The following is a 12638-nucleotide window of genomic DNA, read 5'->3' as shown; positions in this document are numbered from 1 at the left end:
TCTAAAATTTAAATACATCCCTCTTAATCTTTTTTAATGCTGGTGGTAAACTCTCTGCAATAGTTTTATTCTCCATATAAGCTAAGTCCTCTGGGCAATTCTTAAACATTGCCTTATATGCGTATAGATATTGACTATCCAAACCATACTTGTTATTAAAAAAGCTATTCATTTTTTTATCTCCATATTTAGGATCCCCAACAATAGGATTACCCAGGTGGCTTAAATGCGCCCTAAGCTGATGGCTTCTCCCTGTTAAAAGATTAATGTCTAATAATGAAAATGTACCACAACTTTGTATAGTTTTAACGTCCATTGCTATTCGTTTTGTTTCAGGCATTTTCACATCAAATACTTGTGATATGTTTGCATCTTCATTTTTATATATGTATCCCTCATAAACTCCGTCTCTAATTCTTCCTGTTACTAGTGCCATATAATATTTTTCAATATTTCTTTCTCTAATCATTTCATTTAGAAGTTTAAGAGATTTGAAATTTTTACCAAATATAACCATACCTGAAGTGTTTCTATCTAATCTATTGCAGGGTGATGGAGTAAATGTTATTTCGCTTTCTGGATTATAGTCACCCTTATCAAACAAATAAGAAAGTACATAATCTGTTAAAGTAGGTTCGCCACCCTTTTGATCTGCATGAACTAAAACTCCTGGCCACTTTTCCACCATCAATATATTAGAATCTTCAAATGTTATTTTCAACTTATTATCTATTCTTATAAAATCTGGTTTTTTAAAATCACTTGTAATATATTTTGTTTCAACAATATCGCCTTCTACTAAAGAATGTTTTTCCTTGATTTTGTTACCATTAACCCTAATATCACCTTTTCTAAAAGCTTTATATATTCTGCTTAAAGGCACATCTCCAAGTACTTTTCTCATGAATTTATCTGTTCTTTGTCCTGCTTCATTGGGTCCAATTTCTATCCTCATACATATCCTCCTAGTTCTCTTTTATCTATTGACGAATTTCACACATACTTATTTTTCACTTTAAAAATCACATCAAGCATCAATTATATACTAAATTGCCTTATGAATTCAATAAAAATTCATAAGCTAACTTACATTGCATAGCTACACCTATAGATAAACAGCTCTCATCTATATCAAATAAACTTCCGTGCGCTGGATTAACTATACCTTTTTGTTTATTTCCACTTCCTAAAAAGTAAAATAGTGCTGGTCTTGCCATTGAAAAATAAGCAAAACTTTCGACACCCATAGTAGGCTGATCTAATTTACAAACATTATTCTCTCCAATTAATTCACTTGCCTTATTTTCAAACATCGTAGCTAAGTCATCATCATTATAAAGGCAGGGATAACTTTCTTCAATGTCAATTTCACATTTTCCTCTCATAGCTTTAACTATGCCTTCAACTATTTGAACTAATCTAGTCTTTATATATTCCCTGTGCTCACTCTTCATAGTTCTAATAATTCCTGATATTGTTACATCTTCTGGTATAATATTTTCAGCTGTTCCTCCGTGTATCGAACCTATGGTTACAACAGCAGGATCTGTTGGTGGAATCTCCCGGCTTACAATACTTTGAAGTGCAATAATTACATTGCTAGCAATGACAACAGGATCTATTGTCATATGTGGACTTGCACCATGTCCTCCCTTACCAATTATTTTTATAGTAAATGGATTTGATGCTGCATATGCTACGCCTCTTTTTAAACCAACGGTTCCAGCTTCTAGCCACTCTTCCACATGAAGACCAATAATAGCATCCACATTCGGATTTTCAAGTACCCCTTCTTTAATCATTATAGGCGAACCACCCGTTGTTTCTTCTGCTGGTTCAAAAAATAACTTAACATTTCCTCGAAGTTCATCTTTCATGCCGTTTAATATTTTAGCTGTTCCTAAAAGAATAGTAGTATGTGCATCATGTCCACAAGCATGCATTCTGCCATTAATTTTGGAACTGTAATCGCATGTTTTTTTATCTTGAAGAGGAAGTGCATCCATATCTGCTCTTAAAGCGACAGTTTTCTCACCGCGTCCTCTAATAATAGCACAAATACCCATTTGTGCTACATCATAAAATTCAATTCCCTCTTTTGTTAAAAAATCCTTTATCTTTTGAGATGTTCTAAATAACTCAAACCCCAATTCTGGATTTTCATGTATGTCACGTCTCATATCTACTAACTCATTTTCAATACTTTTTGCCAAATATAAAAAATCCAATTTATACACCTCTTCACTTATAATACATCTTCAAAAAATTAATTTTGCTCCGATGCGCTAATGTTATTTTCCCAATATATTTCAATTACATCTCCATCATTTAATGGAGCGTAGTATGTAGCCTTTTTACCATTGATAGTAAGTACTAGATTTCCTTTTGATACAGATAGATCAAATTCCACATAATCAAAAACATCTACAAATACATATTTGTTTTTACCCTTAAGAGTTATTATTTTTTTATTTACTTCAACATTTACTTCAAGATTTGATATATTAATTTTGTTATCTACATCTTTAACATTAACATATTCATCATTAACTAGCTCTGATTTTTTTTGTCCTTCCTTGCATACTTGCTTGCTAGTCTTAACCATTTCGACCTTTACAGGCACTTTATATATTCTATCTCCCTCTTTTATAACATAATCCTTCAATAGTTTTTTATTATCGATTATAAAAGTTGATTTTTCATTTTTATCGCAAAAATACTTTATGTATTCGCTAATGGTAGTAGGTAAAACTATTGAAACTTCGTCGCCTTCTTTTATTATAGCGTTAATTTGCGATTGTACACCATTAATGAATGCTATAGGTTCAATATTTTGTATTATATTTTCTAAATAAAAACTCACGTTCTGTATATTTTTTATATAATCAATAATTTTAGGCTCAGCGCTCTTTCCATCCTTACAAAAATTGACTTCTATAATGTCACCTTCAACTACCTGCGAATCAATATTGCTAAGCAGACTATTGATTCTAATTTCAGCTCCCTTAGCTAAAGTTCCAAATGCCACTCGTTTTATTTCATTAATAGTGAATCTTATATTATGACCATTTTTACCTATAAGTATTTTAGGGTTAATACCATCTTGAACCATTACATCCATAACCGTATGAATATGTGAATTAAATAAGCTTATAATCTTGTCATTTAATATTACGTCAACAAAATCATTTCCCAATCTCCTTATTGATATTAATGCTATACCCAAAACTATAACACCGATACTTCCTAAAGCACCATCGCATATACAGTTAGTCACTGATTCTCTGCCTTTTATTGCAACCCTTTGTATTGGTAGATTTAATATTTTAGCAATATTTTCTTTTATTAAAGGCGTATGTGCACCCCCTCCTACAAGAAATACAGCGTTAGGAGCTTTCCCCCCATTTAATTCGATTATTCTATTACCTATTTCTTCAGCAATTTTTATAACTATAGGATTAATTATCTTTAGTACTTCTCCAGGTTCAATTTCATTCTCAAGTCCTAAAACGTCTATGTATTTTATTTTAGCATCCCCACTGCATTGTTTTTTGATTATTTCAGCTGTGTTAAAATCGACTAAATATGTTTGTGCTACTAGCTCAGTTACCTCATCCCCTGCAATAGGTACCATACCATATGCACTTATAGTGTCTTTACTACTAATAGCAATATCAGATGTGCCTGCTCCAATATCAACTAATGCTAAATTTAAAAGCCGTAAATTTTGTGGCACAGCAGCTTCCATAGCAGCTATAGGCTCGAGTGTTAAACTTATAACTTCTAGCCCCGCCTTATTCACAACAGCATAGAGGCTATCAACTACCGAACGTGGAAGAAATGTAGCTATTATATCAACTGCAATCTTTTCTCCCTTATGTGATCTCAAATTTGTAATTATATATCCATTTAAGTAGTAATTTTTCACACTATATCCTACGCAATAAAGCTTCCCCTCAGAAGTTCTTGAAACTTCATCTTCAGCCATTTTCACTGCAGTAAGCTCTAAACTTCGAATTGTTTCCCTATCAATTTCTACATCATCTTCAATTTCTAATTCAGCCTTAATTGATGTTGTCCTAAGAAATCTTCCTGCCGCTGCAATTGCAACTTTAGTTAATGGCATATTCAAGCTACTCTCTAGTTCTTTTTTTACCTTTATTACTCCACTAGCCACCAACTGAATATCATGAATTTGACCATCTATCATAGCTCTTTCTTCATGTTCTACATAGCTCTCAAAAAGAACTTGAAACTTTTTCTCTTGAATTACACCAACTGTCCCTAAAATAGATCTTGTCCCTATATCTAAAGCAAATATAAGTTCCTTCGCATTAACATTTGTGATTTCCATTTCTATACCTCTTCCTCACAACATTATTTAAATATAATCTAAGTGAATATGAATTAAGCTCATATTCATAGAATATGAGCTTAATAAAATTATATAGCATTACATAAAAACATTCAATAAAACTATTGTACTAACTTAACTACACCAGAACTCTCTGATACATATGGCAATTGTTTTATAATTGTGTAAATATACTTTGATTTCAATTTTTTATCATCCATGATATCGTCTAAAGATAATTCAGTATAGTATAACAATCTGCACCAAAAATCTACAAAATCATCCCTTGTAACAAAAGTTACATCATTTTCTTCTTTTACGGTAAATCCACAATTAAACCTTTCCAAAACATTAATGCCTGAGTAATTCTCATTTGATAAAATTAGTAACACATCATCCCACATCTTTTTAAAGGCAACCATAAAATCTCCTCCTAAATAAACAATTAGTCTTATATTATATAATATTCAACTGCCTTGTCAATTATTGTTGTTCATTACATTATATGTGTTTTATCTTTTTACTGCAACAAGTTAAATTTTAAATTTACACGTTTATTTGCAAAAATGTACTTAAAATTCAACTATCCATTAATCTTACATAAAACAATAAAACTCATAATTAATGTTGCAACGATTTTCTTACTCAAATATTCTTTTATATTCTTGTATATCCCTTTTTATTACTTTCCATTTGTTTCTAATCTTAAACAATTTTTTTCATTATTAGCTCTTATGTACTTAAATATATAATATTTCTCAAAGGGTTAAGTTTATAATCTTTTACTAAGTGTATACTTCCACTATTATCTTTAGCCTATGGTTAGATGCTAATTATTCTTTGTCCTTTGCTTTGCTTTTAGCTGTGATTGTTTAACCGATGAAAAATTAGCTATTTTTAGTAATAACCATACTGAAAAAACTCCACAAGCGGTTAATACACCCACCATAACTATAAAAGTTAGCATATTAATATATCCCCCTTCTACATATTAATTTATCTTTTTACTTTTATCATAAGGTAATTTTGTAATAAATTAATCTACTAAGTTCTTAATTTAACATTTATTGTAGCTTAGCATAATTATAATTATCACATATTATATTAATATTCAGAATGTTACGTTACTTATGACATTTATTTTATTTTTAATATTTGTATTGCAGAATTGTTGGACATGTTGTATAGTAGAAATTAAATATCCTATATTCAGATTTTGGAGGCGTAATTATGAACGTTAAAGAAGTAATAGTATGCAATACGTCAGCTTTTGTAATTTATGTAAGTCAGCAAGAACATGATGATCCATCATTACAACTTATTGTAGATCAATATAAAAAAATTTGTAATAATGTATCTGTTTTTATTAATGGAACTGAGCCAATACAAGAAACATTAAAAAAAATGATTAAAGAATATTCTCATTAAGTATGAAAAAAGGCTACCTGCCGAAATTCAGCAAGTAGCCTTTTGTTATTTTTTTGAAATCAGAGCATTGTTATATAAAATATCAGTATCAAATTTACGTGTAACATCTCCCTCAAACTTAATTTCTAAATCTTTACTAGTAATTGAAACTACAACTCCACTTCCAAAGCTTTTATGAAGCACCTCATCTCCTTCTTTAAAAGGTAAATCAGAATCACTAACCCCTAAGATTTTGCATTCTTTTATAAATCGTGAGGTAACTTTTGCTTTTCCTTTTACATTTTTACAAATACATAACCAAACATTATCTATGGCTCTTGTAATTCCTACATAAAATAATCTTCGCTCTTCCTCTAAGTTATTATCTATGCTATTTACATGAGTGATATTTTCCTCATTACAATTAATTATGTAAACATTTTTAAACTCCATACCCTTTACTCCATGAATTAATTGTCTGAATGATTTAAAAATATTTTAAAGCACTCATATGCCTAACTTTAGATACCATTACATACTTTTGTCTTTAATTTGTTCCATACACATAACTATATTGAAATTATACCATATTTATAGAAGTAACAATCAAATAAAAAACAAAATAGTGTACCACAATCAACTTTTCAGTCAAAAATCATACACTACTTAGATTTATAAATACTTTAATCTGATGTTTTAATGAATTATTATTTACTATGATTTACCTACTTGAGATTTTGTGTTCATCATAATTCTTATGTTCCTGTTCGCTTATATATTCTTCGACTTTTATCTTAATTGATTTTCCCCTTGTAACTAAGACAAAATGATTTAAATCTGTAATGTCTTGTGAATAAATATAACAACTATTTGAAAAGTCAACTTGTTTAATTATTTCTTTCCAATGATGTTCATAAAAATTATCTACCATACTACCATTATTCCGTGCCATAACGTACTCAAATAAACAGTACCTATCATTAGCATCAGTTTTATAATATTTTACTATATGTGTGGTTCTAGTGTTTTTTATCTCAAGTGGAAAAATACTAACAACTTTAACCCAAATGAGTTCATCTTTCGCAGTCTCAAACCCCCGTTCTTTATCAATTATCATAATATCACCTCTAAAATGATTGTATTAATTATACAATCATTTTATTACTAATAAAATACCAATTTCTGAAATGTAAAAGGGGACATATTGTTTCTGCTCCAATATGAATCAAACTTAAATTTTATTAAGCAACTCTATTATCAATTTTAATCATCTTTCTAATTTAATACTCTACATCACGATACAGCATAAAATTCACACAAGAATACTGCTCTCAATAAAATTTATACCAAATATTTCTTCAATCTCATTAAGTTTTCCATCATCCCAAATCTCAAAACATACCCTGTCTTTTATACAGGAATCGACTTTACCTACCATATTATCAAAGTAACTATAAGTCTTATCTTTGTTTATGACATCAATTCTATTGCTAATTATTATAAATTTAAAATCCATTTCACTTTTATCTGGTATATGTTCTAATTGTAATCTTATATCTCCTAAAATATTAGCCAAATTCAAATTATTTTTATCATCATCAACACATACAAAATTAATACTTCCAAATTCCTTATTTGTTTTTTCTTTATATTCAAAATAAGGGGAAAACTTTTCTAATATATTTTCTACTTCAAAATTAATTTCTACTTCATCATCTTCAGATTCACACCATAAAATTATACCATAGATTTCTTCATAATTTAAAAGTTTCAAAATTCTTTGAGTCCTTGATTCAAATTGTTTAGAATAAAATGATATTTTATCTATCGATATTTCTTTACTTCTACTTTTTAGGTCTTTCTTTAATTTTTCATTTTCATCACGTAACATTCTATTTTCCTCGTTAATCTTTAATAATTCTTCACTAGAAATAAATTCTTTACCATATACCCATCCTACCAAAGCTTCATCATCTGCATATTCAGCTAATTTTTGGAATATTACAAGTTGAATGTCCTTTGTGTCATCATAAAACTTACATACCTTGCTTAATACTTCATCTCGAAATTCTTTACATAGCAGTGGGTTATCCTTTTCCATCATTTTAGTTCCCTTTGCTCTGACCTTTTTTTCTAATGCATCTTCAGTAATAACCACAGCAAAGCGAGGTTTTCCAACCTTACCAGCATATTCATATTCCCACTGAGTATAACTTTTGCCAGTACTTTTATCAATTGTTCCATACCGACCTCCCAGGATTAAAAAATATACATCTGATTCATCAATCCATTTTTTTATGGTATCCTTTTGACTTTCATCACCCGATGTAAATAATTCCATTCCTGCAGGTATATGCCCTGCATTTAATATAGCTTGTACAGCTGTTTGTCGTTCTTCTACAAGGTCTTCGTAAGTTGATGATACAAATACTTGTAATTTTTTTTTCATTATATATCCCTCCATAAGTTATTTATATGTACTACTATTATAATTAAAGCTATTATTTCAATATCAATTTAAAACTAATATTTTATGACTTAGCTATTTTTAAAAATTTCTTGTATTTCTTAAATTCTAATATTTTATTCCATAAATATTATTCCATAAATATTATACCTTATTTTCATAATATTACAAAGTATAGGACTATTAGTATATTGCTTATAGACTCATTTCTCCTAGTTTTTAGTCACATTACCTAAGGATAATAATACGTTATTTACGCATAATAATAATGGCTTTAAAAATGCAATTATAAGGGAGGCTTTAATATGAGAAAAAATAGATTTTTACTGCCTGCTTCACATAATCATAGATATAAGCGATATAAAAGGTCGTTCTCCAGTGTGTTTACAGTTGTAGGTTTTATAACATTCTTATGCACAATGATATTCTACACAGTGACAGGAATAATAGAAATTGCAGTTTTAGCAGTGAGTGTATTATCCAAATTAATTAAGAGAATAATCGATTATAAACATTATAAAGATATAGGAATGAACTCATTGAAACTGCAACAAGATATAAAAAGAATGTCCCCCTAGACAATTTGAAGTATTCTGTAATGAATTACTAAATGCAAATGGATATGATAGTGAGGTGACTCAAGCATCACAAGATGGTGGAAAAGATTGTGTAGCTTTTAAAGATGGCAATAAATTCTTTGTAGAGGTAAAACATTGGAATGGAGAAATTGGACGTGTCTTGTTACAAAAATTAATTGGAGCGTGTATTGGTGATAGTGCAAATAAAGCAATCTTTATAACTACAAGTTGGTATAACTCTAATGCAATTGAGTATGCTGAGAAAATTGATTGGTTAGAATTATGGGATATGAATGATATATTACAGATTTTATATAATACCGACGTAAAGAAAGTACCTTGGATTATGAGTAAATCAATGGAATATACTGAAGAAGATGTTTTAGATAGTGTAAAAGGATTTGGAGATAAGGTTGAGAACTTTAATAAAAATATGGATAAACAATTTAGATAAGCTAATAATTACAATCTACCATTAGAAATATATGTTTTTTAATATATAGGTTTTAGCCTATTATGCTTACATAAGAAAGTTGTACTTAAGGAAAAGTACAACTTTCTTATGTCGCATTTTATTAAATTATAATTTCAATGAGAATTAAAATTTTTGGTATCACCTTGAAATAAGGCAACATATAAAAGATGTAGGATTGCTCCTACACCAATTTAACCAAAGCTTAAATTCATCTCTAAAATTCTATTTACATTAAGAATATATCTCAATAGTTGAAAGTCATATAAATCGCCTACAATCTACATTTAATTGGTATAAATTTGACTTAATATAACCTTATGCATTCCATTAAAATTTTTCTACACAAGAAAAAAGAAGCAAATAATAGCTTCTATGTTTTTTAAAATCATTTATCATTTTAGTGTTTTGAGTAATCTACGATAACATTTTTTAATACCACTCGTAGGTTTTGGTTTTCTCATAGTATTGTACTCTTGACTGTTTTCAACTTCTTGTTCTCTCATACATTCCTCTATTTGTTTTTTTATTACTATTCCACTTGTTACTATTCTATAATCATCCTTATTAGTAACATTTTGAGCATAGATATAAGAATAATCTGGAATATCAATTTGTTTTACTATTTCGTTCCAGTGATAGCCATTAAAATTATTTACTATATTACCATTATTGTCAGCCATGATATACTCAAATAAGAAATATTCTTCATCCGATTCAGTTTTATAACGTTTTACTATATGTGTAGTTTTAAAATTATCCGTCGCATCTTGAAAAATGGTTATAATCTTAGTCCAAACTAACTCGTCTTTATCAGTATCAAATTTCTCTTCATCATCAAATTTCATAATATCACCTCTACGAGATATTATTCATAATTAAATATTTTTATTACAAAATAAAAAGCACCCAATCAATGGATGCTCATCTTATACTATATAGCCTTCTAAACATTTGTTAATACTATTCTTTATATGCTTCAAAAATGTATATTGTAATTTCAAAAGTTTTTATTTTTAGAATAGGATTATTTTTACATACTGCTTCTTTAATGTGTTATTTCATGTCATCCTGTCTTTGTTGAACTACTAAGTGGTATATATCACAAACAAAAGAATTCAATATTGTGAAATACCCCCACCCTCTGGGACAGATATCCTATGTGAAATTTTAATAGGTGTAATGACACTTCTTCATTAATATCGTTGCTTACAGATGCTCGTGGAACCTCAAAATAAATTATAAAAATCGCTAACACATAAAAAAAGAAGGTCTATTTCAAACCTTCTTCATACACTTTAACTTTTCTGTAGAATGTAGCCTTAGTCATACTACATTTCTCCATTGCCTTTACTGCTGTGCCTTCTCCTGCCTTCCATGCTGTGTATGCACTTATAAATCTTTCATCAATCTTAATTGTAGTAGGTCTACCATATTTATCCCATTCCCCACGTTCTTTCATGGCTTCAATACCTTCTGTTTGTCTTTTCTGACGTTTTAACATTTCTGCATGAGCGAATGAAGCATACATCTCTATTAGCATATTATTAATTGTTTCCATCATCATTGAAGCCATATCATCTTTCATTCCACTATAATCAACTAAGGTAGTTGGTAATTCTAATATCATTACCCTTATGTTATTGTCTTTAAAATATCTTAATTCATTTAGTGTATCTCTCTTGTTTCTTCCTAGTCTATCAACCTCTGTTATAAGTATGATATCACCCTTCTTAGCTTGCTTCTTTAATTGTATGTAATCTGGTCTGTTAAAGTTCTTTCCTGTTGCTTGGTCAGTGAATATATACTCTAATTCTATATTATTACTGAGACAATGCTCATTAATTTCCTTAATTCCCCTATCGAGATGTTGCTCAGATGTTGAAGTTCGATGATAACCGTATACTCTCATGTTGTTACTCCTCCTTAAATCTACTATCTAAGGATATTGTACCACGTTAGTATCGTAATGTATAGACTTTTATTGATACGTTTTATAAATATTGGTGTATACATTATGATAATCACAACATAGCCTATAGCCACATATTATAATTTGTTTAAAGTCTATTGAAATGTATACATTATGATACTGTTACTCACAGTACACTAATCAACTACTGTCTATGAAATGATGTACTAATATCATAGATATTTATTATCATAAATTGCATATGCCTATCTTCGTCTATTAGAATTTATCTTTGTTTTCATATGTGTACTAAATCATATGTTTTATAGACACTAATATATGGGATTTTATTTTCTTTTTATGAACAATCTTAAAAATGGAAGAAACGTAATAAAAAAGACGACCATTTATGGCAGTCTCATATAATATTTAGTTTAATTATTTTAAATTATCTCTAGCGTATTGAGCTTGTTCTGCTGTAAATTTATCACCACTTGTTGATATTAATTGGTCATAAATAGCACTTGGAGACATATTCATACTCTTTTGGTATGTTTGTGCTGATGCTAATGCGTTTGCGTTATAATCAACTTTTACATTATCTACAGCATACTGTGCTGATTCTGCTGTAAACTTATCTCCACTTGCTGATGTTAACTGGTCGTATATTCCATCCTTAGACATATTCATAGTGTTGCCATATGTCTCTGCTGAATTTAATGCAGAAGTATCTTCTGCAGATGCATTGTCTATAGCATCTTGTTTAGCTTTTGCTTTAGCATCTGCATCTTCTTTAGCTTGAGCTTGTTGTGCATCAATTACTGCTTGTGCGTCTGCATCTTTTTTATCTTGAATAGCTTTCGCATCAGCAATCTTCTTATCAATTATAGCTTGTTTTTTATCTGCAATAGCTTTCTTATCTGCTATTATTTTGTCTGATTTAGCTTTAGCAATAGCCAAAACCTTATCATTAGCTACTTTCTTAGCAGTAACGATAGCTTGTTGCTTCTGCACTTGAATAGCTTTAGCACTAGCAATTTTATCTGTATTAGCCATACTAGAACCCATGCTAATCATTAAACCAAACCATATTACAGTAAATACAATTCCTATTTTATTAATCTTGTTACGGGTAGGTGACACTTTAAGTTTCTTTCTGTCTTTCACAAAAAAGAATATGAAAGGAAAGGCTAAACCTACTAGAAATGATAAGAATCCCTGATAAGGTATCATAGCTACACATATTCCATAATAGAATATTGCTACTACCTTTTTCCATGTTGTATTAGTTCTGAATCCTGGTAAGTAATTAAATAAATTATCCATTTTAATATTATCCCCCTTGTATAATCTAATTATAAGTTTGATAAGAAACCTTCTTTAAATAATACGAATGATTTCTTACTTATCTTTATTAATGTTAATGTTTATTTTTATTCATTTCTAAA

Annotated in this window: 13 protein-coding genes and 1 pseudogene; 3 read left to right on the top strand and 11 right to left on the bottom strand. The window is 29.3% G+C overall.

What is annotated here, in order from left to right; all coding sequences use genetic code 11:
* Position 1 precedes the first annotated feature (1 nt).
* From KPL38_RS08245 to KPL38_RS08225, 5 genes are all read right to left on the bottom strand, one after another.
* Positions 2–955 carry an RluA family pseudouridine synthase gene (locus KPL38_RS08245; protein WP_216288669.1) on the bottom strand — a complete coding sequence of 318 codons (954 nt, stop codon included), beginning with the start codon at positions 953–955 and terminating at the stop codon, positions 2–4.
* A 100-nt stretch (positions 956–1055) separates the two neighbouring features.
* Positions 1056–2237, bottom strand: a complete 1182-nt coding sequence (locus tag KPL38_RS08240) for a M20 metallopeptidase family protein (protein WP_216288668.1) — start codon at positions 2235–2237, stop codon at positions 1056–1058.
* Positions 2238–2266: 29 nt separating this feature from the next.
* Positions 2267–4354, bottom strand: a complete 2088-nt coding sequence (locus KPL38_RS08235; RefSeq protein WP_216288667.1) for a cell division protein FtsA — start codon at positions 4352–4354, stop codon at positions 2267–2269.
* A 122-nt stretch (positions 4355–4476) separates the two neighbouring features.
* Positions 4477–4776 (bottom strand): hypothetical protein, encoded by a 300-nt coding sequence (locus KPL38_RS08230; RefSeq protein WP_216288666.1) that lies wholly within the window; start codon positions 4774–4776, stop codon positions 4477–4479.
* A gap of 407 nt (positions 4777–5183) precedes the next feature.
* Positions 5184–5321: a hypothetical protein gene (locus tag KPL38_RS08225; protein ID WP_216288665.1), complete on the bottom strand. Its 138-nt coding sequence runs from the start codon at positions 5319–5321 to the stop codon at positions 5184–5186.
* A gap of 263 nt (positions 5322–5584) precedes the next feature.
* Between KPL38_RS08225 and KPL38_RS08220 the strand changes: the two genes are divergently transcribed.
* Entirely contained in the window at positions 5585–5782 is a 198-nt protein-coding gene (locus KPL38_RS08220; RefSeq protein WP_216288664.1) for a hypothetical protein, read from the top strand.
* A gap of 45 nt (positions 5783–5827) precedes the next feature.
* Here KPL38_RS08220 and KPL38_RS08215 read toward each other — a convergent pair whose 3' ends face one another.
* The 3 genes from KPL38_RS08215 to KPL38_RS08205 all read right to left on the bottom strand — a co-directional run bounded on the left by KPL38_RS08215 (position 5828) and on the right by KPL38_RS08205 (position 8210).
* Positions 5828–6232 (bottom strand): 3'-5' exonuclease, encoded by a 405-nt coding sequence (locus tag KPL38_RS08215; protein WP_312884176.1) that lies wholly within the window; start codon positions 6230–6232, stop codon positions 5828–5830.
* A gap of 250 nt (positions 6233–6482) precedes the next feature.
* Positions 6483–6878, bottom strand: a complete 396-nt coding sequence (locus KPL38_RS08210) for a hypothetical protein (RefSeq protein WP_216288662.1) — start codon at positions 6876–6878, stop codon at positions 6483–6485.
* 195 nt (positions 6879–7073) lie between these two features.
* A complete protein-coding gene (locus KPL38_RS08205; RefSeq protein ID WP_216288661.1) occupies positions 7074–8210 on the bottom strand; it encodes a DUF4062 domain-containing protein in 1137 nt (378 codons plus the stop codon).
* Between the two features lie 323 nt (positions 8211–8533).
* Between KPL38_RS08205 and KPL38_RS08200 the strand changes: the two genes are divergently transcribed.
* Positions 8534–8806 (top strand): hypothetical protein, encoded by a 273-nt coding sequence (locus KPL38_RS08200; RefSeq protein WP_216288660.1) that lies wholly within the window; start codon positions 8534–8536, stop codon positions 8804–8806.
* A gap of 46 nt (positions 8807–8852) precedes the next feature.
* A pseudogene (locus KPL38_RS08195) lies at positions 8853–9260 on the top strand (restriction endonuclease); the annotation flags it as partial.
* Positions 9261–9673: 413 nt separating this feature from the next.
* Here the strand turns inward: KPL38_RS08195 and KPL38_RS08190 are convergent.
* From KPL38_RS08190 to KPL38_RS08180, 3 genes are all read right to left on the bottom strand, one after another.
* Positions 9674–10126 carry a hypothetical protein gene (locus KPL38_RS08190; protein WP_216288659.1) on the bottom strand — a complete coding sequence of 151 codons (453 nt, stop codon included), beginning with the start codon at positions 10124–10126 and terminating at the stop codon, positions 9674–9676.
* Positions 10127–10551: 425 nt separating this feature from the next.
* Positions 10552–11190 carry a recombinase family protein gene (locus tag KPL38_RS08185; protein WP_216288658.1) on the bottom strand — a complete coding sequence of 213 codons (639 nt, stop codon included), beginning with the start codon at positions 11188–11190 and terminating at the stop codon, positions 10552–10554.
* A gap of 438 nt (positions 11191–11628) precedes the next feature.
* On the bottom strand, positions 11629–12516 hold the full coding sequence (locus KPL38_RS08180; RefSeq protein ID WP_246577875.1) for an Ltp family lipoprotein: 888 nt from the start codon (positions 12514–12516) through the stop codon (positions 11629–11631).
* Between the last annotated feature and the right edge of the window lie 122 nt (positions 12517–12638).

This window comes from Clostridium psychrophilum (genome assembly GCF_018861705.1).
Lineage (GTDB): Bacteria > Bacillota > Clostridia > Clostridiales > Clostridiaceae > Clostridium_AD > Clostridium_AD psychrophilum.
Note: the sequence above shows the minus strand (reverse complement) of the source record. Positions and strands in the feature narration are given on the sequence as shown.